Origin of the sequence: Streptomyces sp. TG1A-60, assembly GCF_037201975.1 — a bacterium.
Classification (GTDB): Bacteria; Actinomycetota; Actinomycetes; order Streptomycetales; family Streptomycetaceae; genus Streptomyces.
The window spans coordinates 65,262-90,596 of sequence record NZ_CP147520.1; the positions used below are offsets into that span (position 1 = coordinate 65,262).

Below are 25,335 nucleotides of genomic sequence, written 5' to 3' on the forward strand. Positions count from 1 at the left end.
TCGGTACGGTTCTCGAGCGGCGACGGCGACACCGTCAGGCTGCGGGTGCCGTCTCGGTGCGGGGCGCATCCTGGGCGCCCGCGTAGTAGCTGTGGAACAGTTCCTCAAGGGCCGGTTCGGTGGCGCGCAGGCTGGTGACGGTGTGCTGTGCGAGGGCCTTGATCAGTGCGTCCGGACTGCCGGAGATCTGGCCGGTCAGCGTGGTGCCCGCCGCGTCGAGGCTGAGCCGGTCCGCCCCGGGCAGGCTCGCGAACGTCCCGGACGGCACCGGCGTCTCGAAGGTGATCTCGATGTCGCGGACGGCGCCGGTGCGCAGGTTGGCCACGGTGTCGAGGGCGGCTAGACGGCCGTCGCGGATGATGCCGACGCGGTCGGCGACCGCCTCGACCTCGCTCATGATGTGGCTGGACATGAACACGGTCTGGCCGGCGTCCCGGGCCTCGGCCACCATGCCGAGGAACGTCTGCTGCACCAGCGGGTCGAGTCCGGAGCTGGGCTCATCGAGCACGAGCAGCTCGGGTTTGTGCATGAATGCCTGGACGAGGCCGACCTTCTGCCGGTTGCCCTTGGAGAGCTTCTTGATCCTGGTGGCCTGGTCGAGGCCGAGCCGCTCGGCGAGCTCGTCGATGCGTGCCTCGGGCACACCACCGCGCAGCGCGGCCAGGAAACGCAGATAGCTGCGGACGTTCTGGCGGCCGTCGCACACGAAGTCACCCGCCAGGTAGCCGACCCGGCGGCGCAGTTCCACCCCGTCCTCCAGCGGACGCAGCCCGAGAACCGTCGCCCGGCCCGACGTGGGCCGGATGAGGTCGACCAGCAGCCGAATCGTGGTGGACTTGCCGGCCCCGTTCGGGCCGAGGTAGCCGAACACTTCGCCCTGGCGCACGTCGAGGGTGAGGTCGACCAGGCCGCGGCGCGCGCCGTAGGTCTTGGTGAGCTCCCTGAGCTCGATCACGTTCTCCATGGCACGCAACGTATCGAACATTCAGGGATCTGTAAACGTATCGAGTTCTCAGGGTGCTTGGTATGATAAGAACTCGTCAAGATGGAGGGCGTTGATGGACGAGAGGGACACCCAGCTGCGTGAGTGCGCGGAACGGCTCGCGCTGACGCTCGCCCAGAGCGGCATGCAGAGGACCACTGCCCGGGTGATGACCGCGCTGCTGTTCACCCAACAAGAAACGATGACCGCCGCCGACCTCTGCGAGGAACTGAAGATCAGCAGCGGCGCCGTCTCCGGCGCCGTGAACCAGCTCATCCCGACTGGCATGGTCGAGCGTGTACCGGCCCCCGGCAGCCGCCGCGACCACTACCGCTTCCGCGAACACGCGTGGGCGACCCTGATGGGCAACCAGAACGCCCTGCTCGACAGCATGTGGAACGCTGCGGCCGAAGGCATCAAGGCCGCGGGCCACGACAGCGTCGCCGGCCGCAGGCTCGACGAGATGCAGGACTTCTACAGCTTCATGCAACGCGAGATGGCGGCCCTGATCGACAAGTGGCGCCAGCGGTACGACGCCGGCGGCCGCTGAACAGGACGGCGCCTTCCGAGATCGGGCAGCAGGACGGGCGCGGCAGTGGCCGTCGTGGGCTGGTGGGGCAGAATCCCGGGGCGGTGAACGTCACCGCTAGCTATATAGCTAGACGCTTCAGGAGGCGCATCCCTTCGAAGAAGTGATCTGCCCCGCCTTTTGGGGCGCGTCACCCAGAGCCTGGCTCGACCAAGTCCCGGGCCCCCTGGGCAGTGGTCGACACCGCCTGCGACGGTCCAGGCGCGTGGGGCCGGCCAGTGCCCGCCCCGTTGCCTAATCGCTCGGTGGGACTACCCTGCCGACGTGGCCTCCGTCTATCGCGACGCGGCGCACCAACAGCGGGTGCGGAACTGGTGTCTCGAGCGGCTCGGTGAGTGGGATGTGCCGCACCTCCGCCATGAGGTCCCGACGACCGCCGGAGTCGCCCGCCGCCCCGGCGGCATCGTCGCCGGTGCCCTGCAGTACCGCCACCAGTGCATCCAGATGTTCGAGGGCTACTCGGGCTTCCGCGACGAGGTCGAGGCCGAAGAAGCCCTCGCGCGTGGCCAACTGCTCGCCGACATGGGCACCGATGGCGACCGCCTGTCTCTGACCGGCCCGGCCGGTGCGGAGGCTGAAGCGCGGCTCGCTGAGTTCGCCCGCCATGCCGTCTTCGACGGACAGGTCGTCACTGACGAGGTCCGGCTGCGCCGCATCGTCACCCGCCACGACCCGCACCTGTACCCGGGCACCTTCCTCACCCGCGTCTACAACCCCGAACGCGCCCTGTGCCGCACACCCTCCGGCTCCACCGAGACACCAGAGGCGGATGGGTCTCGCGCCATCCCCTTCGCGCGTCCCGGAAACGTGCTGATCCAGTCCCGCCGGGCTGGGACCTGACCCCGACATCGCCGCGGCGGCGACCGGCCTGGGCGAGGCGCTTGTCATGGACGGCGAGCTCGTCTGCGACGGATGACCGTCATCTCGCCTGGACGTGGGCATGACAGATGAAGGCCTGAGGGCTTCCTTTCGGAAGGCTGGAGACGCAGGAGAATGGTGTCGAGCGGTCCGCCGCTGAGACCTGCTCACCGGGGGCATGGTAGGACCGAGCCAGGTATCGCCGGCCTGCTCGACCACCTCGGTGGACAGGATCTGCGGCGGCTTCGAGTGGCCGGTCGGCCCGAGCCCGTTCGTGCTGCGCCGAGGCGAACGAACCGCGCACGTGGGCTACAACGCCCACTGGCAGGAGGCGGCGGGTGTTACTTCTCGGCCGTACCAGGTTCCCTGCTGAGGGACTCCTGGTAGGCGTCCGCATAGGTGCGCGAGTCCTTGACCAGGTCGTCGCAGAACGCGGCGACGTCGTTGCCGATGAGTTCCAGGACCCCCTTGCCCGCGGCAGCGCCTTCCTCAAAGAAGTCGACGATCCCGGGGAGCAGGGGCCCGTCAGGCAGGTCGATCGGTCCGACCTTGAACAGGTACTTCTGCATCTCCTTGTAGACGATCTGGTAGTCCTGCGGGAGCGCCTTGACCCGAGCCATGTGCGCCCGCCACTGCTTCTTGCCCTCGATGATGTCCTGGATGCTCACGTCAGCCTCCCAGCCGGCTCAGCTTCTTTGCGACGTTCCTGTTCAACTGCTCGCGCCACCGGTCGCGATAGGTTCGAGCCCCCTCTCCACCCGCCAGCGCGGTGCAGAAGCCCGGGATGTCGTCGCCGAGCACCTCCTGGACGCTCTGCCCGTCCGCCGCTGCCACTTCGAGCAGCCCCAGGGCGGCGTCGAGGATCGGCATCAGGTTGCGGCCGGTGAAGTCCCCATAGGGGAAGAGGTGGGCGATGATCTGCCCCCAGGCCGCCCGGTAGTCGTCCGGCAGGGCCTCGGCCCGGGCTTCGAACGCCTTCCAATCCCTGGTGAGATCGCTGCCTGTGATCTTCTCCCAGAAGTTCATCTCCCGCCCCCCTTGAGCCTGTCGATGCGTGATGAGACGTACTGCCATTTCGCCCAGAACTTCGCGAGCTCCTCGCGTCCGGCATCGTTGAGCGCATAGAACTTGCGCTGCGGACCGACCCCGGATGGTCGTTTCGCCACCTGGACGAGTTTGTTCCTCTCCAGCCGCAGCAAGATGGTGTACACCGTCCCCTCGACGACGTCGGCGAAGCCGAGCTCGTTCAGCTGACGGGTGATGGCGTACCCGTAGGTTTCCTCGCGGCCGATGATTTCGAGCACGCACCCTTCCAGCGTGCCCTTCAGCATCTCCGTCAGGTCGTCCAACGCGGGCCCTCCTCACCTCCTATCGGTACTGCGTAGTACCGAGTACCACTACACAGTATCACCGAGTAGTGGAGGATGTCAGCGCGTCAGTCTTGCCTTCTGCAGGCTTGGGGCTCCCCGCACCGCAACACGCTGAACTTGGCAGAGAAAGCGCCGGATGGGGCCCGCGGAGAGCTGGAATACCGTCCCGTCCAGCCGGACTTGGTCGCCGAATTTGTCGCCGACACCGCCATCGACACCGGCCGTTACCGGCACCCGGTCCGCTGCGTACGCGTTCGAACCGATCTGGCGCCTGCGGAGGTGTGTTCGGTGTGGGTATGTAAAGTGCCGACCGCCCGCGAGCCCGGTCCGCAACTCGCGGGCGGCCTGCTCTTATACACGCTTACGGCGACCAGCTCCTGTCCCGGCTCGCCCGCTTTGCAGGCGGTGAGATACCGCTCGGTGTCCAAGGCAGCCGCGCAGCCGCTTCCGGCATCCATGATGGCCTGGCGGTAGATGTGGTCGACGACGGCGAAGACGCCGGGGATGTTCGTGCTCGTGGACGGGGACTTCACCTTGAAGGCAGCCGTTTTCGTCCAGGTCCAGCTGGCCCTTGAACAGCTCCGAGCGCGGGTCGTGGCCAATGGCGATGAACAGGCCGGTCGCGTCCGGATCGTGGGTGGCGCTGGTGAGGACGTCGCGCAGGACGACGCCGCCGAGCATGCCGTCTGTCTCCTTGATCTCGGCGATTTCGCTGTTGAAGGCGAAGGAGATCTTGTCGTCGGCGAAGGCCCGGTCCTGCATGGCCTTGGAGACCCGCAGGGTGGAGCGCCGGTGCACAACGGTCACGGCCTTCCTCACCCGGTTCCCCGCCCTGGGCGACAAGTGGTGTCAGCTCCCCAGCTCCCACGTACAAACCCAACTCACTGACTCAACTCCCCGTGCCGATGGGTTCCTCCTTCCAAGGAAGCCGCCTCGCTGCCTTGACGTGACTGTGCCGGCGGTCACGCGGACGGCCAGGGTTCAGGGCCGGTAGATCATCTCGATGAGACCGGCCGCAATCAGGGCCCAGGCGGCGAGCCCCAGTAGCCACATCGACTCAGTGAGGCCCCCGGCTGTTCCCAGGGCGGCCACGAGGCGTTTGGCTGAAAACCGTCAGGGGCTCCCTTCCCCGGCGCCGGTTCACGCCGGGCTGTCGTTGCCCAGCTCCTCACGGATCAGGTTGATCAGCTCCTCGTCGTCGGCGGCGTCGAGCCGGTCCGCGATGGTGTCCGCGGTCTGTGCTCCGGCCGCCCACCTGGCGAGGAAGGCCTGCAACCGAACGGTGACCCTGGTCTTCGACAGCTCGTCCGGCGGATTGTCGGCCATCGCCGCCTCCAACCCGTCCAGCATCCCGATGAGCGGTTCGACGTCCGTGGCCGATGTCGCGCCCGGCAGCGTCCTGTCCAGGTGGGCGGCGAGCGCGGCGGGCGTCGGATGGTCGAAGACGATCGTGGCCGGGAGCGGCACGCCGCACTCCTTCGCCAGCCGGTCGCGGAACTCGACGGCCGTCAGCGAGTCGAACCCGAGGTCGCGGAACGGCCTGGTCTCGTCCATCTGCTCCGTCGAGGCGTAGCGGAGCACCTCGACGAAGACGCGCCGGATCACCTCCAGGAGCTCGGCCGTCCGCTCCCGCGTCCCCAGTACCGCAAGCCGGGCGCGCAGCCCGCCTCCGTCCTCCTCAGGAGCTTGCGCCGGGGTCAACGCACCGGCCACTTCGGGCAGGTCGCCAAGGAGCGGGCTCGGCCGGCCGGAGGTGAACGCCCGTGCGAACCGGTCCCAGTCCACGTCGGCGACGGTCAGCGCGCTCTCGCCGCGGTCGACGGCCTCCGCCAGTGCGGAGATCGCGAATTCCGGGTCGAGCGGCTCCAGGCCTCGACGGCGCAGGAAGTCCTCCGCTCCGTCGGATACCATCCCGGACCCCGCCCAGGGCCCCCACGCCAGCGAGGTTCCGGCGAGACCGCGGTCCCGCCGGTTCCTGACCAGGGCGTCCAGGTAGGCGTTCGCCGCCGCGTAGAGGGCTTGACCACCGCTGCCCCAGGTCGCCGCGATCGACGAGAACACGAGGAACAGTTCCAGGTCGGCGTTCTCAGTGAGCGCGTCCAGGTGCGCCCCACCGCCCATCTTGCCGCTGGTGATCTTCACGATGTCGTCGACGTCCGTCTCCGTCAGCATCGCCGACTGGGCGACGCCAGCGGCATGGACCACTCCGATCAGCGGGCGGTCGACCGGGATCGCGGCCATCGTCCCGGCCAGCGCGTTCCGGTCGGAGACATCGCACTCGGCCACGGTCACCCGGGCTCCTGCCGCCGTGAGTTCGGCGGCCAGGTCGTCGGCACCGGGTGTGCTCGCCCCCCGGCGACTGGTGAGGACCAGGTCCGTGACGCCCCGGCTGACCAGCCACCGCGCGACGGCCGCCCCGAGTGCGCCGGTACCGCCCGTGATCAGCACCGTGCCGGGCTTCGACGGCTTCCACGCCGCCGTAGGGGCGTCCGGGTGGCCGGTGCGGGTCAGCCGCCGGGCGAGAACCCGGCCGCCGCGCAAGGAGATCTGGTCCTCGTGGGTGCCGCCGCCGAGCACGGCCGCGAGAGCCGCTCGGGTACGGGAGTCCGGTACGGCGGGCAGGTCGATCAGCCCGCCCCACAGCCTCGGGTGCTCAAGGGCAGCGGCTTGGCCGAAGCCCCACAGCTGTGCCTGTTCGGGGTGGGTGACCCAGTCCGTACCGTCGACGGCCACCGCGCCGCGGGTGACCATCCACAACCGCGCGTCCAGGTCCGCGTCGTCGAGGGCGTGCATCAGAGTGAGGCTCTTCGCCAGCCCCGTCGGCAGGTAGACGATCCCGGTGACGTCGTCGGCGGCCGCGCGCAGGCGGCTCGCCAGTCCGTCCCGGTCGAGATCGCCGATGGTGACGCGGACGATTTCGGCTCCCGCCGGCTCGCCGAGGATCGCGTCATGCGCGTCGGCCCCCATGTCGGTGTCCGTGACGAGGAGCCAGGTGCCGTCGAGCCTGGTCGGCGGGACCGTGACCGGCTTCCACACGACCCGGTAGAGGCGGCCGTCGAGCGCCCGGTCCTGGCCGCCGGACCCCGCTCGGGTGCCCGACGTGAGCGACAACCGCGGCCAGTAGCGGTCGCGCTGGAAGGCGTACGTCGGCAGGGACACCCGACGGCCCGCGGGCACCACGGCCGGCCAGGCGACCTCGGCGCCCGCCGTCCACAGTCGGGCAAGCGCCTCCACGACGGTGTCCTGGTCCTCTCGGCCCTTGCGCAGCAGCGGCGCGAAGGTGCCTCCCTTGACGGATTGCCGCGCCATCCCGCACAGCACTCCGTCGGGGCCGAGTTCCATGAACCGTGTCACGCCCTGTTCCGCCAGATGGGTGACGCCGTCGGCGAACCGCACCGCCTCACGCACCTGCCGCAACCAGTAGTCCGGTGTGGTGAGCAGGCCTGGCTCCGCCACCCTGCCGGTCAGGTTCGACACGACCGCCGTGCGCGGCTCGGCGAAGGCCAGGGTCTCCAGTACCGCCGCGAACTCCGTCAGCATGGGCTCCATCAGCGCCGAGTGGAAGGCGTGCGACACCGTCAGCCGGTTGGTCCGGCGCCCCTCGGCGGCCCATCGCGCCGCCAGTTCGTCGATGACGTCCGCGGTACCCGAGACGACGACCGACACCGGGCCGTTGACCGCCGCGATGTCCGCACGGCCGGCGATCTCGTCGATCACCTCGGCCTCGGTGGCCTGGACCGCCAGCATCGCGCCGCCCGCCGGCAAGGCCTGCATCAGGCGGCCGCGGGCCGCCACGAGCGCACAGGCGTCGGGGAGCGAGAAGACGCCCGCCACATGGGCCGCCGCGATCTCGCCGACCGAGTGACCCAGCAGGAAGTCCGGCGTCACGCCCCATGATTCGAGGAGGCGGAACGCGGCCACTTCCAGGGCGAACAGGCCGGCCTGCGCGTAGACGGTACGGTCCAGCTCCCCGCCTTCGAACACGACGTCCCGCACCGGCCGGTCGAGCCGGAGGTCCAGCTCCGCGCAGACGGCGTCGAACGCGTCCGCGAACACCGGGAAGGTCTCGTACAGCCCACGGCCCATCCCGGTCCGCTGCGCCCCCTGCCCCGTGAACAGGAACCCGGTCCGTCCGTCGGCGGCGACGCCCGCCACCACGTCGCCGGAGGACCGGCGCTCGGCCAGAGCGCCGAGCGAGCCGTCCCGGTCGGCACCGAGCACCACGGCGCGGTGTTCCAGACCCGCACGGGACAGCAGCGACCGGGCCACGTCCAGAGCGCGCAGGTCCGGGCGCTCGGCGGCGAAGCCGCGCAGCCGCTGCGCCTGGGCGGCCAGCGCCCCGGCCGAGCGCCCCGACAGCAGCCACGGTCGCGGGCCGTCGGCCGCCGAAGGCCGTACGGCATCCACCGAAGACCGTGACGGCTCCGGGGCCGGGGCGGCTTCCAGGATGACGTGGGCGTTGGTCCCGCTGATGCCGAACGAGGACACACCCGCCCTGGCCGGCCGGTCCACGGCGGGCCACGGCCGGGGTCCCGTCGCGAGTTCCACCGCGCCCGCCGACCAGTCCACCTGCGGAGTCGGTGCGCCGACGTGCAGGGTCGGCGGCACCGTGCCGTGCCGCATGGCAAGCACCATCTTGATCACGCCGGCGACGCCCGCCGCCGCCTGGGTGTGGCCGAGATTCGACTTCACCGAGCCCAGGAGCAGCGGCTCGCCCGTCCGGTCCTGCCCGTAGGTGGCAAGGAGCGCCTGCGCCTCGATCGGGTCGCCGAGCCTGGTGCCCGTGCCGTGCGCCTCCACCACGTCCACGTCGGACGGCGACAGGCGAGCGTTGGCCAGTGCCTGCCGGATCACCCGCTCCTGCGACGGCCCGTTCGGCGCCGTAAGCCCGTTCGACGCGCCGTCCTGGTTGACCGCGCTCCCCCTCACCACGGCGAGGATCTCGTGTCCGAGGCGTCGGGCGTCGGAGAGCCGTTCGACCAGTACGACGCCGACGCCCTCGCCCCAGCCGGTGCCGTCGGCGTCGGCGGAGAACGCCTTGCACCGGCCGTCCGCCGCAAGCCCGCCCTGCCGGTCGAACTCCGCGAACACCGTTGGGGTCGACATCACCGACACGCCGCCCGCGACCGCCATCTCGCACTCGCCGTTGCGCAGCGCCTGGACCGCCAGGTGCAGTGCCACGAGCGAGGACGAGCATGCCGTGTCCACCGTCATCGCCGGGCCTTCGAGCCCGAAGGCGTACGCCACCCGGCCGGACAGCACCGACGCTGCGTTGCCCGTGGCCACATGCCCTTCCACCTCGTCGTCGGAGGCCGCCAGCATCACCGGGTAGTCCTGCCCGTTGGTTCCGGCGAAGACCCCGACCGGCCGGCCCCGCATCGCGTGCGGATCCACACCCGCGGACTCGAACGCCTCCCAGGACGCCTCGAGCAGCAGCCGCTGCTGCGGGTCCATGGCGAGCGCCTCACGCGGCGAGATCCCGAACAGGCCGGCGTCGAACTCCGCCACGCCGTCGAGGAATCCGCCCCGTGCGGCCGAGTCCACACCCGCCCAGCCGGCCTCCCACCCCCGGTCGGACGGAATCCCGGTCATCGCGTCGACGCCGCCGGACAACAGTTCCCAGAGCGCGTCCGGCGATCCGGCGCCGCCCGGGAACCGGCAGGACATGCCGACGATCACGATCGGCTCGGCGGGCTCGGCGCCCGCGGCCGGCAGGGCCTCGCCCTCCTCGGCACGGCCGAACAGCTCCTCGGCCAGGTTCCGCGCAAGCAGGGCCGGAGTCGGCCGGTCGAAGACCAGCGTGGTCGGCAGCGGAAGGCCCGTCCGGGCCCCCGCCAGGTTCCGGAACTCCACCGCCGTCACCGAGTCGAACCCCAAGTCGCGGAAGGCCTGGTCGGCGCCGACCGCGTCCGGTGAGCCGTGTCCGAGCACCGCCGCCGCCCAGGACCGTACGGCGTCCAGCAGCAGTCCGGGGCGCCGGGTCTCCGGTGCCGCCGCCAGCTCCGCCCGGAACTTCTCCGCCTCTCCGACGCTCCCGACCCGGGTCGTGGCCACGGCGGCCTCCGGCAGGTCGGCCAGAAGTGCGCTGGGCCGGATTCCGGTGAGGCCGCTCGCGAACACGGGCCAGTCGATGTCGGCGATCACCAGGGTGGCCTCGTCGTGACCGATCGCCCGGGCCAGGGCCGTGACCGCGAGTGCCGGGTCCATGGGCGGGAGCCCACCGCGCCGCAACCGCTGCACCAGGGCCGGGTCGGCCGCCATGCCGTCGTTCGCCCACGGCCCCCACGCGACCGACACGCCCGGCAGGCCGCGCTCACGCCGCCCCTGCATCCAGGCGTCGACGAACGCGTTGGCGACGGCGTAGTTGCCCTGGCCGGCGCTGCCGACGGTGCCGGCCAGCGACGAGAAGGCCACGAAGAACTCCAGGTCGTGCTCGTGCGCCCGCGTCACCTCGTCCAGGGCGACGAGGCCGGACGCCTTCGCGGCCAGCACCGCCTCGAACCGTTCCGGCGTCAGCGAGTCCAGCGTCCCGTCGTCCAGCACACCGGCGGCGTGCACGACACCGATCAGCGGGTGGTCCGCCGGGATCGCCTCGGCCAGCGCCGTACGGTCGGTCACGTCACAGGCCGCGACCAGGACCTTCGTGCCCTTCTCCGCCAGTTCCATGACGAGGCTCTCCATGCCCGGCGCGCGCATGCCGCGCCGGCCCGTCAGCACGACGCAGGCCACGCCGCACTCGGCCAGCCATCGGGCGACAGTGGCCCCCAGGGCCCCGGTGCCGCCGGTGACCAGTACGGCCCCGTCGCGGCCCGGCGACCACGTCGGCCCGCCGCCGTCGGACGCCGCACGGACCAGACGGCGTCCGTATACGCCCGTTCCGCGCACGGCCACCTGGTCCTCGCCGGTGAGACCGCCCAGCACCGCGGCCAGCCGCGCGCCAGCCCGGGCGTCCATCACCGAGGGAAGATCGATCAGGCCGCCCCAACGGTCCGGGCACTCCAGTGCCGCGACCCGGCCGAGCCCCCACACCTGCGCCTGCACGGCAGCGGGCGAGGGGTCCGAACGGCTGACGGAGACCGCCCGCTCGGTCAGCGCCCAGAGCGGGGCGGTCATGCCCGCGTCACCGAGCGCCTGGAGCAGACTCAGGGCCAGCGTCAGGCCCTCCGGCATCGACGAACCGGCGGCCGGGTTCTCGGCGAGCGCTGCCAGGGTCACCACGCCCGCGACCGTTCCCGCGCCGAGGAGCCGCGCGGCCAGGGCCTCCCGGTCCGCATCGGCGGCCACGAACCGGACCACTTCGGCGCCCGCCGAGCGGATCGCCGTCTCCACGTCTCCGGCCAGCGCGTGCGCCGCACACGCTTCCGGGACCACCAGCAGCCACCTGCCGGTCAGGACCGGAGCCGTCGGCATGCCGGTGACCGGCCGCCAGGTCACCTGGTAGCGCCAGGACTCGGTCGCGGACTCCCGGCGGCGCCGGCCGCGCCACGAGGAGAGCACCGGCAGGGCCGCACCGAGCAGGTCCGAGGTGTCGGGGACACCGGGGATGTCCAGGATGTCCGCGAGATCGCCGAAGTCCTCGCGCTCGACCGCGTCCCAGAACCTGACCTCCGCCGTGTCCCCGGCGGATACCGCGAGCTCGGCGGCAGGGGCCTGCGGCCAGAACCGCTCCCGCTGGAAGGCGTACGTCGGCAGTTCCACCCGCCGCCCCTCGGGCAGCACGGTGGTCCAGTCGACCTCGGCGCCGTCGGCCCACAGCCGGGCGAGCGCCCGCAGCGCGGCCCCGGTGTCCTCACGGCCCTTGCGCAGCATCGGCGCGAACACCCCGTCCGTGACGGTCCGCTGTGCCAGACCGCAGAGCACACCGTCGGGGCCCACCTCCGCGAACCGGGTGACACCGTGCTTCCGCAGACAGGCGACGCCGTCGCCGAAGCGGACCGCGTCCCGCACCTGGCGAACCCAGTAGTCCGGACGTGACATCACACCGGGCTCGGCGAGTTCCCCGGTCAGGTTCGAGACCAGCGGAACGGTCGGCTCCGCGTAGGACAGGGTCTCCAGGAGCGCGGCGAACTCGGCGAGCATCGGCTCCATGAGCGCGGAGTGGAAGGCGTGCGACACCGTCAGCCGGTGCGTCCTGCGGCCCTCGGCCGTCCACCGGGCCGCGAGTTCGCCGATCACGTCGGCGGCGCCGGAGACCACCACCGCGTCCGGGCCGTTCACCGCGGCTACCTCCGCCCGTCCGGCGAGCGCCTCGACCACGTCGGCCTCGGCGGCCTGGACCGCCAGCATCGCCCCGCCGGCGGGCAGGGCCTCCATGAGACGGCCCCGCGCCGCCACCAGGGCGCAGGCGTCCGGCAGGGAGAAGATCCCCGCCACGTGGGCCGCGGCGATCTCACCGATGGAGTGACCGAGGAGGAAGTCGGGTGTCACGCCCCATGACTCGAGCAGCCGGTACGAGGCCACCTCGACGGCGAAGAGACCGGCCTGGGCCCAGACCGTCCGGTCCAGGTCCAGCCCCTCGAACACCACGTCCGTGAGCGGCCGGTCGAGCCGGAGGCCGAACTCAGCGCACACCGCGTCGAAGGCCTCCGCGAACACCGGGAAGCCCTCGTACAGACCACGCCCCATGCCGGCGTACTGCGAGCCCTGGCCGGTGAACAGGAAGGCGGTACGGCGGTCTCCGACCGCGCCGGAGACCACGGCCGCGTCGGGTTCTCCCGCGGCCAACGCGGACAGTCCGCGGACGAGTTCCGCATGGTCCCCGCCGACGATCACGGCCCGGTGGTCCAGATCGGCCCGGGTGACGGCCAGTGACCAGGCCACATCCCGTACGTCAGCCCCCGGCGCCACGAACGCCCTCAGCCGCGCCGCCTGCGCGCGCAGTCCGTCGGCCGTCTTCGCCGAGACCGTCCAGGCGGGGAGCTCCGGAGCGGCCTTCGGCGTCTCCACCGTGGCCGGTGGCACGCTTTCGAGGATGACGTGGGCGTTGGTTCCGCTCATCCCGAAGGACGACACACCCGCACGACGCGCCCGGTCGGCCTCGGGCCAGGGGCGCGCCTCGGTCAGCAGCTCGACCGCGCCCGCGGACCAGTCCACCTGCGGGGACGGCTCGTCCACATGCAACGTCGCCGGAAGCACCCCATGCCGCATCGCTTGCACCATCTTGATCACGCCGGCGACGCCGGCGGCGGCCTGGGTGTGACCGATGTTCGACTTGACCGAGCCCAGCCACAGTGGCTGGTCCTCGGGCCGGTCCTGGCCGTAGACCGCAAGGAGGGCCTGCGCCTCGATCGGGTCGCCCAGTGTGGTGCCCGTGCCGTGCGCCTCCACGGCGTCGACCTCGGACGGCGACAGCCCGGCGTTCGCCAGCGCCTGCCGGATCACCCGCTGCTGAGAAGGGCCGTTCGGCGCGGTCAGACCATTCGACGCGCCATCCTGATTGACCGCACTGCCTCGCAGCACAGCCAACACCTCGTGCCCGTTGCGGCGCGCGTCGGAGAGCCGCTCCACCACCAGCACACCGACACCCTCAGCCCAGCCGGTGCCATCCGCCCCGGCCGCGAACGACTTGCAGCGGCCGTCCGATGCCAGACCACCTTGCCGGTCGAACTCGGCGAACGCGGCCGGTGACACCATCACGGTGACACCGCCCACCAGCGCCAGCTCGCAGTCGCCCGCACGCAGCGCCTGCGCGGCCCAGTGCAAGGCCACCAACGACGACGAACACGCCGTGTCCACCGTCACCGCCGGCCCCTCCAGACCGAGCGTGTACGCCACCCGGCCCGAGATCACACTGTTCGCCGTCCCGGCCAACAGATGCCCCTGCGCCTCCTCCAAGCCTCCGGTCGTACCGTAGCCCGAGGACGACGCGCCGACGAACACGCCCACCGAACCCCCGCGCACCGACCGCGGATCGATGCCCGCGTTCTCGAACGCCTCCCACGACGCCTCCAGCAGGATCCGCTGCTGCGGATCCATCGCAAGGGCCTCACGCGGCGAGATCCCGAACAACGCCGCGTCGAACTCCGTCACCCCTTCGACGAACCCACCCCGCGCCGCCTCCACAGCCAACGCATCGGACGACCAGCCACGATCCGCCGGGAAACCCGTCACACCGTCCACACCCGCGGCCACCAGATCCCACAACTCACCCGCCGACCGCACACCGCCCGGGTACCGGGCGCTCATCCCCACGATCACCAACGGATCGTCCGAGACGGACACCACCCCGCCAGCCGCATCCGACTGGGAAACTCCGGAAGCGACACACTCCAGCAACTCCTGAGCCAGATGGCGCGCCAGCACCTCCGGCGTCGGATAGTCGAAAGCCACCGTCGCGGGCAGCGACAACCCCGTATCCCGGTTCAGCAGATTCCTCAGCGCGACCGCCGTCAGCGAATCGAACCCGAGGTCACGGAACGCCTGCTCGGCATCGATGGACTCGGCGGAGGCATGCCCCAACGCAGCAGCGGCGCACGTCCGTACGAGATCCAGCAGCATCCGCTCACGACGCCCGTCCGGGGCCGCCTCCAACGCCTCCCGGAACGCCGACGCCTGCTCCATGGCCGCCACCACAGGAGCCAGAGCCGCACCCGCCTCGGGCAGATCCGCGAAGAGCGCACTGGCACGCGCGGACACGAAGACCGGCGCGAACCGCTCCCAGTCCACATCGGCGACGGTCACGCACGTCTCGTCACCGTCCACCGCACGGGCCAGGGCGAGGACCGCGAGCTGGGGATCCATCGTGGTCAGGCCGCGGCGACGCAGCAGTTCCCCGGTCTCTCCCTGGCCGGCCATGCCCTCGCCGGCCCACGGCCCCCATGCCACGGATGCGCCCCGCATGCCCCGCGCCCAGCGGCTCTGCACCAGCGCGTCGAGGTAGGCGTTGGCGGCCGCGTAGACGCCCTGCCCACCGCTGCCCCAGGTGGCCGCGATCGAGGAGAACACCACGAACAGGTCGAGGTCGAGGTCCAGCTCGGCGGTCAGCTCGTCGAGGAGTGCGGCGCCGGTCGCCTTCGCGTCGAGCACGCGGGCGATCTCCGCCTCATCCGTGGCCGCGAGCGGCACGCCCCCCTGCCCGACTCCGGCCGCATGCACCACGCCCGTCGGCCGGTACTCCGCGAGCAGCGCGGCCAGCGCTTCCCGGTCGGTGACCTCGCAGGCGGCCACCACGACTTCGGTGCCCGCCGCGGTCAACTCGGCCACCAGCTCGTCGGTGCCGGGTGCGTCCGCGCCGCGACGGCTGGTCAGGACCAGCCTCGGCACTCCGCGACCTGCCATCCACCGGGCCGTCTCCGCACCCAGCGCACCGGTACCGCCGGTGATCAGGACCGTGCCGGACGGCGTCCACGCCGTACCGGGTGCCGCCTCGCCGGCCGCGCGCGCCAGGCGGCGGCCGTACACACCGGCGCCGCGCACGGCCACCTGATCCTCGTCGGTTCCGCCGCCGAGCACGGCGACGGCGCGCCGCGCCGCGTGCGCGTCGGGTTCGGCCGGCAGGTCGATGAGACCGCCCCAGCGGTGCGGGTGCTCCAGTGCCGCGACCCGGCCGAGCCCCCAGATCTGGGCCTGTACGGGTTCCCGCAGCGGGTCGGAACGGCCGATCGAGACGGCCCCGCTCGTGACCATCCACAACGGGGCGTCGATCCCCGCGTCGCCCAGTGCCCGGAGCAGCTCCACCGAGGCGGACACCACCGCACCCGCCCCGAGGACCGCGACGATCCCGGAGACGTCTTCCGGGACGGACTCGAAGTCGAGCGGAAGTACGTCGGCACCGGCGTCCCGCAGCGCGGCGGCGAGGCCGTCCCCCTGCGTGGATCCCTCGGGTGCGGCCAACAGCCAGGTCCCGGACAGCCTGGTGTCCGTCAGTCCGGTCAGCGGCTTCCAGGTCACCCGGTAGCGCCACGCCCCGATCACCGCCTCCTGGCGGTGCGACCGTCGCCACTGCGACAGCACCGGCAGGACGGAACCGAGCGCGTCCGGGGCCTCGGCGATGTCGAGCGTGTCGGCGAGCCCCGCCAGGTCCTCACGCTCGACCGCCTGCCAGAACCGCGCCTCCACCGGATCGGCCGAGACACTCCCCAGGTCGATCGACTCGGGCCAGTACCGCTCCCGCTGGAAGGCGTACGTCGGCAGCGACACACGCCGCCGCCCCGCCGGCAGCACCACGGACCAGTCGATCTCGGCGCCACTGGTCCACAGGGCGGCCAGTGCGGCCAGTACGGTGCCGGCCTCGTCACGATCACGGCGCATCACCGGCGCGAACACGGCATCCGACACCGACTGCCCGGCCATTCCGCACAACACCGCGTCCGGTCCGACTTCCACGAACCGGGTCACACCATGCTGGTGCAGGGCGTCGACACCATCGGCGAAACGAACCGCCTCGCGGACCTGCCGTACCCAGTAGTCCGCGCTCGACATCAGCCCCGGCTCCGCGACCAGCCCGGTCAGGTTCGACACGAGCGGAATCTCGGGCTCCTGGAACGTCAACCCCTCCAGTACGGCGGCGAACTCGGCGAGCATCGGCTCCATGAGCACCGAGTGGAAGGCGTGCGACACCGTCAGCCGACTCGTCTTGCAGCCCTGGGAAGCCCAGTCGGCCGCCAGTTCCTCGATCACGTCGGCAGCACCCGACACCACGACGGACGTGGGGCCGTTGACCGCGGCGATGTCCAACCGGCCCGCCACCGCCCCGACCACCTCGGCCTCGGAAGCCTGCACCGCCAGCATCGCCCCACCGGACGGAAGCGCCTGCATCAGACGACCACGCGCCGCCACCAGCGCACAGGCATCCGCCAGGGACAAGACCCCGGCCACATGCGCCGCCGCGATCTCACCTATGGAATGACCCAGCAGGAAGTCCGGGACCACGTTCCAGGACTCCACCAGCCGGTACGAAGCCACCTCGACCGCGAACAGGCCCGCCTGCGCCCACACCGTCCGATCGAGATCAGTGCTCTCGAACACCACATCCCTGACCGACCGGCCAAGCCTGACGTCCAACTCCGCGCACACCGCGTCGAACGCCTCCGCGAACACCGGGAACGCCTCATACAGACCCCGGCCCATCCCAGCCCGCTGCGCACCCTGCCCCGTGAACAAGAACGCCGTCCGGCCGCTCTCACCCGCCACACCGGACACCACGCCGCCCGAGGGACGGCCGTCCGCCAGGGCGGCGAGGCCGTTCAGCAGCTCCTCCCGATCAGACCCCAGCACGACCGCGCGGTGGGCAAGCCCGGCGCGCCCCGTCGCCAGCGACCACGCCACATCGCCCGGGCGGTCATCCGACCCCAACCGGTCGGCCAACCGCGCCGCCTGGGCCCGCAACGCCCCCGCACTCCGGCCCGACACCACCCACGGCACCAGCACCGGAACCGACCCCGCACCCGTACACGGCTCGGACGCCTCCACCGGCGCCTCGGGAACAGCCGGACCCTCCTCAAGGACCACGTGCGCGTTCGTCCCGCTGATCCCGAACGACGACACACCCGCCCGGCGCGGCCGGTCGGCCGCGGGCCAGGGACGGGCCTCGGTCAGCAGCTCCACCGCACCCGCCGACCAGTCCACCTGCGGAGTCCGTTCATCCGCGTAGAGCGTGGCCGGGAGTGTCCCGTGGCACATAGCCTGCACCATCTTGATCACACCGGCGACGCCCGCGGCGGCCTGCGTGTGCCCGATGTTCGACTTGACCGACCCCAGCCACAGCGGCCGGTCTTCGGGCCGGTCCTGGCCGTACGTCGCAAGGAGTGCCTGCGCCTCGATCGGGTCACCGAGGCTTGTGCCGGTGCCGTGCGCCTCCACCACGTCCACCTCGGACGCTTCCAGACGGGCATTGGCCAGGGCCTGGCGGATCACCCGCTCCTGCGACGGCCCGTTCGGCGCCGTCAGACCGTTCGACGCACCGTCCTGGTTGACCGCGCTGCCCCGGACCACCGCCAGGATCTCGTGGCCGTTGCGGCGCGCGTCCGACAACCGTTCGACAAGGAGCAGTCCCACGCCCTCGGACATGCCGGTGCCGTCCGCGACGGCGGAGAACGCCTTGCACCGACCGTCCGAGGCCAGACCGCCCTGCCGATCGAACTCGACGATCACGCCCGGCGTGGCGAGCGTGGTCACACCGCCGGCCAGCGCCAGCTCGCATTCACCGTTGCGCAGCGCCTGGACCGCCAGGTGCAGTGCCACAAGCGACGACGAACAGGCCGTGTCCACCGTCATCGCGGGGCCTTCGAGCCCGAACACGTAGGCCAGTCGGCCGGACGCCACGCTGGTGGCGCTGCCGGTCATCAGGTGCCCGAGCGCGCTGTCCGGAATCCGCATGCCCAGGCCGTACTGGGAGGCGGCGGCGCCGACGAAGACGCCTGTGGACCTGCTCTCCAGGTCCGTGGCGACGATTCCCGCGGATTCGAACGCCTCCCAGGCCGTCTCGAGCAGCAGTCGCTGCTGCGGGTCCATGGCGAGGGCCTCGCGCGGAGAGATGCCGAACAGTCCGGCGTCGAACTCCGTCGCACCGTTCACGAAGCCGCCCCGCGCGGCCTCCCCTTCGACCACGCCGAGGGGCCAGCCGCGGTCGGTGGGGAATCCGGAGGTCGAGTCCGTCCCGTTGCTGACGAGTTTCCACAGGTCGGCCGGGGAGTCCACGCCGCCGGGCAGACGGCAGGCCATACCGACGATGGCGATCGGCTCGCCGGGGGCGGCCGTCGTCAGGACGGCGGCGGAGACCGGTGCGGCCTCGCCCAGGAGCCTGGTCGCGAGGTGGTCCGCGAGCGCGGTCGGGTTCGGATGGTCGAACACCGTGGTGGCGGGCAGCCGGAGGCCGGTGGCCGTGTTGAGCCGGTTCCGCAGTTCGACCGCGGTCAGCGAGTCGAAGCCGAGGTCGCGGAAGGCCTGCCGGGCGCCGATCGCGTCGGCCTCGGCGTATCCGAGTACGGTCACGGCGTTGCCCCGGACCAGGTCCAGCAGGATCTGGCGTCGCCTGCCCGCGGAGGCTCCACGCAGTTGCCCTGCCAGCGTGGTGTCGTCGCCGGTGTCCCGGTCGGCCGCGCGCCGCGCGGCGGGCCTGATCAGGCCGCGCAGCAGCGCCGGTACCTCCGCGCCGCGTGTGCGGTCAAGGAGGACCGGCACCAGGTGCGGTGCGTGCGTGGTGGAGGCGACGTCGAAGAGCGCGAGGCCCTGGGCGGTGCTCAGGGCGACCCCGAGCTTGTCGGCGCGTGCTCCCGCCGACGTGCTCAGGTGCCGGGTCATGGTGCTGGACTCCTGCCAGAGTCCCCAGGCGAGCGACTGGGCGGGCAGTCCCCGGGCCCGCCGGTAGGAGGCGAGGCCGTCGAGGAAGCCGTTCGCCGCCGCGTAGTTGGCCTGGCCGCCGGTGCCGAACGTCGCCGAGGCCGACGAATACAGCACGAACATGGCGAGGTCGGCGCCGAGGGTGAGGTCGTGGAGGTTGACGGCGGCGTCGGCCTTGGGCCGCAGCACCGCTTCGACGCGTTCGGGGGTCATCGCGTCGAACACGCCGTCGTCCAGGACTCCGGCGGCGTGCACGACGCCGGTCAGCGGATGCCGGGCCGGAATCCCCGCCAGGACACCGGCCAGCGCGTCGCGGTCGGCGGCGTCGCAGGCGGCGACCGTCACCTCGGCTCCCAGCGTTTCGAGGTCCGCGACCAGTTCCGCCGTGCCCGGGCCGTCCGTTCCCCGCCGGCTGAGCAGCAACAGGTGTCGGATGCCGTGCCCGGTCACCAGGTGCCGGGCGAGGAGGCCCCCGAGCGTACCGGTGCCACCGGTGATCAGTACGGTGCCGTCGGGGTTCAGCGGCACCGGCATGGTGACGACGTTCTTGCCGACGTGCTTGGCCTGGCTCATGAAGCGGAACGCCCGGAGCGCGTCGCGCACGTCCCACGCGGTGATCGGCAGCATGGTCAGGACGCCGGCGTCGAACAGGGCGAGGATCTCCGCCATGATCTCGCGGATGCGCTCCGGTCCGGCCTCCGCGGGGTTGAAGGCCCGGTACCGCACGCCCGGGTGGTCGGCCGAGACCTGGGCGCTGTCCCGCAGGTCCGTACGGCTCATGTCGGCGAACCGGCCGCCGTCGGACAGCAGGCGCAGGGAGGCGTCCACGAACTCGCCCGCCAGCGAGTTCAGTACGACGTCCACGCCGCGGCCGCCGGTCGCCTGCCGGAAGCCGTCCTCGAACGCGAGGTCTCGTGAGGAGGCGATGTGCGTGTCGTCCAGGCCGGCCGACCGCAGTACGTCCCACTTGCCGGGGCTCGCGGTTCCGAACGCTTCCAGGCCCAGGTGGCGGGCGAGTTGCAGCGCCGCCATCCCGACGCCGCCCGCGGCCGCGTGCACCAGCACCGACTCGCCCGGCCGGACCGCGGCCACGTCGACCAGGCCGTAGTACGCGGTCGTGAACACGACGGGCACGGTGGCGGCCTGCGCGAAGGACCAGCCGGCCGGGATCCGTGCCAGCAGCCGCCGGTCGGTGACCGCCCGCCCGGCGAAGCCGCCGGAGAACATGCCGAACACCCGGTCGCCGACGGTCAGGTCGGTGACGTCCGGGCCCACCTCGGTCACCACGCCCGCGGCCTCGGCGCCCATCACCGCACGGTCCGGGTACATGCCGAGTGCGAGCAGGACGTCACGGAAGTTCACCCCGGCCGCGCGGACGGCGATCCGGACGTCTCCGGCGCCCAGAGGGGCGTCGGCCGCGGGCACCAGGGTCAGGTTCTCCAGAGTGCCTTCCTCGGTCACGTCCAGTCGCCACGCCGCGGGCCCGTCGGGGACGGCCAGTCCGTCGGTGGCGCTCTGGTGAACGAGCCTCGGGACGCGGGCTCCGCCGTCGCGGATCGCGATCTGGGGCTCTCCGTCGACGGTCGCCCAGGCCCGCCAGTCCGCGTCGTCGCCGACGGGGTCGCGGTCCAGCAGCACGAGGCGGCCGGGATGCTCCGACTGCGCGGACCGCAGCAGGCCCCAGACCGCTGCTCCGGCCAGGTCGGTGACCGGCTGACCGGGACCGGCCGGGACGGCGCCACGGGTGACGACCACCAGGCGGGCGGCGGCGAACCGGTCGGCCGCGAGGAAGCCCTGCACCGTGCGCAGCACGTCGCTCGTGGTCCGCCGGACGGTCTCCGGTACCTCGCCCCCGGCCGTGGCGGGCGGCACCGTCAGGACGATCACCGAAGGTGTCGCGTCGTCCTCGATGGCGTCGATGTCCCGCCAGTCCGACGTGTCGGGCCGGGTGGGAGCCGTGTCCGGCAGCGGCGTCCAGTCCACGGTGAACAAGGCGTCGTGGACCGCGCGTTCTCCGGCCCGCCGCAGGGATTCGGCGGCGACCTCCCGCAGGGTCAGCGACTCGATGTCGATCACCGGCGCACCCGCGGGGTCGGCGGCCCGCAGAGCGATGCCGTCCGGGCCGACCGTCAGCGCCACGCGGAGCGAGGTGGCCCCGGCGGCCCGCAGGCGCACTCCGCTCCACGCGAACGGCAGCCGCGTTCCGGCTTCGGTGCCGTCGGCGAGGCCCACCGCGTGCAGAGCGGCGTCGAGGAGCGCCGGGTGCAGTCCGAACCCTTCGGGCCGCACGTCCTCCGGCAGTGCGACCTCCGCATAGATCGTGCTGCCCGCGCGCCAGGCCGCGCGCAGCCCTTGGAACGCCGGGCCGTAGCCGTATCCCGCCGCCGTGAGTGCCGCGTAGAAGCCGTCGACCGCGATCGGCCGGGCGTCGGCCGGCGGCCAGACCGCGAGGTCGGCCGGGTTTTCCGGGGCGGTGGTCGCCGGGGTCTGAACGCCGGTGGCGTGGCACACCCACTCGGTGTCCACGGCGTCGGGACGGGAGAACACCTGCAGGGTGCGGCAGCCGGTGTCATCGGCGGCGCTCACGCTCACCTGGATCGCGACGCCGCCCTGGTCGGGCAGGACCAGCGGCGCTTGCAGCACCAGTTCGGACAGCAGCTCGCAGTCGGCCTGCTCGCCGGCCCGCGCCGCCATCTCGACGAACGCGGTCCCCGGCACCAGGACGTCGCCGTGCACGGCGTGATCGGCCAGCCATCCGTGCCCGGAGAGACTCAGCCGTCCGGTCAGTACGAAGGCTCCATCGGGCAGCGGAACGGCGGCGCCCAGCAGTGCGTGCTCCGTCACGACCTGGCCGACCGTGGTGAGGTCGCCTGCCGCGACGGCCGCCTTCGGCCAGTACCGCTCGTGCTGGAAGGCGTACGTCGGCAGGTCGATCCGGCGGCCCTCGGGCACGACCGGGGTGAAGTCGACGTCGACTCCCGCGGTCCAGGCCTCGGCCAGCACCGCCAGCACCTGGTCCGGGCCGCCGCGGCCCCGCCTCAGTGTGCCCACGACGGCGGCGTCGACCTCGGCGTCCTCGGCGGTCTCCTGCACACCGATGCTCAGCACCGGGTGCGGGCTGCATTCGATGAACACCGCCCGGCCGTCGGCCAGCAGGGCCCGGGTGGCCTCTTCGAACCGCACGCTCGAGCGCAGATTCTCGTACCAGTACGCGGCATCCATCCCCGCCGTATCGAGGGGCGCACCCGTCAGCGTCGAGTACAGCGGTACGCGTGATGTCACCGGCCTGATCGCGGCGAGATCCTCAAGGACCCGCCCACGCACCCGCTCCACCTGCGCCGAATGCGACGCGTAGTCCACCGGAATACGCCGCGCCCGAACCTCCCGCACCTCACACAACGCCACCAGCGCGTCCAGCGCCTCCGGCTCACCCGACACCACCGTCGACGACGGACCGTTCACCGCCGCCACCGACAACCGGCCCCCGAACGAACCGATCAACTCCCCGACCACGGCACTCCCCGCCGCGACCGACACCATCCCGCCCGTGCCCGCCAGCTCCACCAGAGCCCGACTGCGCAGCGCCACCACACGCGCACCGTCCGACACCGACAGCCCACCGGCCACCACCGCGGCGGCGATCTCACCCTGCGAGTGACCCACCACCGCCGACGGCTCCACACCATGCGCCCGCCACACCGCAGCAAGCGACACCATCACCGCCCACAACACCGGCTGAACCACATCCACCCGGTCCAGCAACACTTCGTCGTCCAGGGCCCGGGTCAGCGACCACGGTACGAAGGGCGCCAGTGCCGCCTCACACTCCGCCAGTCGGTCGGCGAACACCGGTGAGGAATCGGCCAGTTCACGCGCCATGCCGACCCACTGCGAGCCCTGGCCGGGGAAGACGAACGCCACGTCACCGGGAACGACCCGGCCCCGCACCACACCCTCACCACCGAGCACACCCAAGCCGTCCAACATCACGGCCCGGTCCCCACCCAGCGCCACCGCACGATGCTCCAGACCCGCCCGCGACAACAGCGACCGAGCCACATCCGGCACCGCGAGGTCCGAACGCCCGGCCACGAACGCGTGCAACCGCTCGGCCTGCGCGACCAGAGCAGCAGACGTCCTGCCAGACAACAACCACGGGAACGTACCGACAGCGGTCGGAGGCTCCTCGGCCTTCGCGACGATCGGTACCTCCTCCAGGATCACGTGTGCGTTGGTGCCGCTGATCCCGAAGGACGACACACCGGCCCGGCGCGGACGCCCCACCTCCGGCCAGGGCCGAGCCTCGGCAAGGAGCTTCACGGCGCCCGCCGACCAGTCCACCTGCGGGGACGGTTCGTCCACGTGCAGCGTGGCCGGCAGGACGCCGTGGCGCAGCGCCTGCACCATCTTGATCACACCGGCCACACCCGCCGCCGCCTGGGAGTGCCCGATGTTCGACTTGATCGATCCCAGCCACAGCGGCCGGTCCTCAGGCCGGTCCTGGCCATACGTCGCGAGCAGCGCCTGCGCCTCGATCGGGTCGCCAAGCCGCGTACCCGTACCGTGCGCCTCCACCGCGTCCACATCGGACGGCTCCAGACGGGCATTGGCCAGGGCCTGCCGGATCACCCGCTGCTGAGAAGGGCCGTTCGGCGCCGCCAGACCGTTGGACGCACCGTCCTGGTTGATCGCGCTGCCCCGGATCACCGCGAGGATCTCGTGTCCTCGCCGCCGTGCGTCGGAGAGCCGCTCAAGCACCACGACGCCGACGCCCTCGGCCCAGGAGGTTCCGTCGGCGGAGGCGGCGAACGCCTTGCACCGGCCGTCGGCCGCGAGCCCGTCCTGCTTGTCGAACTCGGCGAACACCCCCGGGGAGACCATCACGGCGACACCACCGGCCAAGGCCATCTCGCACTCGCCGTTACGCAGTGCCTGGGCCGCCAGGTGCATGGCCACAAGGGACGACGAGCAGGCCGTGTCCACCGTGACCGCGGGACCCTCAAGCCCGAACGTATAGGCGATCCTGCCGGACAGCACACTGCTCACGGTGCCCGTCAGCATGTGGCCTTCCGCATTTGCGGGCATGTCCATGCCGAGGCCGTAGCCGGACGTCGAGGCGCCGATCACCACGCCGGTCGGCGTGTGGCCCAGGGAGAACGGGTCGATGCCCGCCGACTCGAACGCCTCCCACGAGGCCTCGAGCAGCAGCCGCTGCTGCGGGTCCATGGTGAGCGCCTCACGCGGCGAGATCCCGAACAGCCCGGCGTCGAAGTCGGCCACCCCGTCGACGAAACCGCCGCGCCGGACGTAGGAACCGCCCTCGGGCCAGCCACGGTCGGTGGGGAAGTCCGTGACGCCGTCCCGGCCCTCGGTCACCATCTCCCACATCTGCGTCGCCGACCGGACACCACCCGGATACCGGCAACTCATGCCGACGATCGCGATCGGCTCGTCGTCGGCGGCCGACGCCGCCGCCGGCACCGGCAGCGCGGCCGCGCCGGACGGGCCCGCAGTGCCGGATGTGCCGAACAGCTCGCCGAGCAGGTACTCGGTCAGCGCGGCGGGGGTCGGGTGGTCGAAGACCAGCGTCGCCGTCAGCCTCAGCCCCGTCTCCGCCCCGAGCCGGTTGCGCAGTTCCACCGCGGTCAGCGAGTCGAACCCCAGGTCGCGGAAGGCACGACGTGGCTCCACCGCCTCCGCCGTCGGGCGTCCCAGTACCATCGCGGTCCGTGCTCGGACCACTTCGAGGAGCATGCGCGACCGTTCCCCCGCGGGTGCGGCGGCGAGGGAGTCCCGCAGTTCCGAGCCCGCGACGGCGTCGGTGGGCGCCTCGGCCGTCCCGGCCGCACCGGCAACCTCGCTCAGCAGCGGACTGGGACGGCCGGAGACGAACGCGGGCGCGAACCTCTCCCAGTCGACGTCCGCGACTCCGACGCAGATCTCGTCGCGGTCGATGATCCCGGCGAGCGCCCGGACCGCCACCGCGCGGTCCAACGCGGACAGGCCACGGCGACGGAGGAAGTCCTCGAAACCGGCATCCGCGGCCATGCCCACCTCGGCCCACGGACCCCAGGCGACGGACGTGCCGACCAGCCCGCGAGCGCGACGGTTCTCCACCAGCGCGTCGAGGAAGGCGTTGCCGGCCGCGTAGGCGCCCTGGCCGCCGCTTCCCCAGATCGCCGCGACCGACGAGAACACCACGAACAGATCGACGTCACCGGCCAGTTCGTCCAGGAGCGCGGCTCCGGCCGCCTTCC

At 72.0% G+C, this 25,335-nt stretch carries 7 protein-coding genes and 1 pseudogene; 2 read left to right on the forward strand and 6 right to left on the reverse strand.

Translation table 11 applies throughout. The features are described from left to right. Positions 1 to 34: 34 nt before the first annotated feature. Entirely contained in the window at positions 35 to 964 is a 930-nt protein-coding gene (locus WBG99_RS00140; RefSeq protein ID WP_338894312.1) for an ABC transporter ATP-binding protein, read from the reverse strand. Positions 965 to 1,058: 94 nt separating this feature from the next. On the opposite strand from WBG99_RS00140, the gene WBG99_RS00145 reads away from it, so the two are divergent. Then, on the forward strand, positions 1,059 to 1,532 hold the full coding sequence (locus tag WBG99_RS00145) for a helix-turn-helix domain-containing protein (RefSeq protein WP_338894313.1): 474 nt from the start codon (positions 1,059 to 1,061) through the stop codon (positions 1,530 to 1,532). Between the two features lie 303 nt (positions 1,533 to 1,835). Beyond that, positions 1,836 to 2,411: a hypothetical protein gene (locus WBG99_RS00150; protein WP_338894314.1), complete on the forward strand. Its 576-nt coding sequence runs from the start codon at positions 1,836 to 1,838 to the stop codon at positions 2,409 to 2,411. 359 nt (positions 2,412 to 2,770) lie between these two features. Here the strand turns inward: WBG99_RS00150 and WBG99_RS00155 are convergent, their stop codons facing one another. The 5 genes and pseudogenes from WBG99_RS00155 to WBG99_RS00175 form a co-directional block, all read right to left on the reverse strand. Next, positions 2,771 to 3,097 (reverse strand): DUF1048 domain-containing protein, encoded by a 327-nt coding sequence (locus WBG99_RS00155; RefSeq protein ID WP_338894315.1) that lies wholly within the window; start codon positions 3,095 to 3,097, stop codon positions 2,771 to 2,773. A 1-nt stretch (position 3,098) separates the two neighbouring features. Further along, positions 3,099 to 3,455: a DUF1048 domain-containing protein gene (locus WBG99_RS00160; RefSeq protein WP_338894316.1), complete on the reverse strand. Its 357-nt coding sequence runs from the start codon at positions 3,453 to 3,455 to the stop codon at positions 3,099 to 3,101. Further along, positions 3,452 to 3,778 (reverse strand): PadR family transcriptional regulator, encoded by a 327-nt coding sequence (locus WBG99_RS00165; RefSeq protein WP_338894317.1) that lies wholly within the window; start codon positions 3,776 to 3,778, stop codon positions 3,452 to 3,454. The genes WBG99_RS00160 and WBG99_RS00165 overlap by 4 nt, the downstream gene beginning before the upstream one ends. Before the next feature lie 422 nt (positions 3,779 to 4,200). Beyond that, positions 4,201 to 4,624: pseudogene (locus WBG99_RS00170) on the reverse strand (NAD(P)/FAD-dependent oxidoreductase); the annotation flags it as partial. Between the two features lie 315 nt (positions 4,625 to 4,939). Next, the gene (locus WBG99_RS00175) at positions 4,940 to 25,279 is read right to left on the reverse strand and encodes an SDR family NAD(P)-dependent oxidoreductase (protein WP_338894318.1); all 20,340 of its coding nucleotides are present in this window, start codon (positions 25,277 to 25,279) and stop codon (positions 4,940 to 4,942) included. Positions 25,280 to 25,335 lie beyond the last annotated feature (56 nt).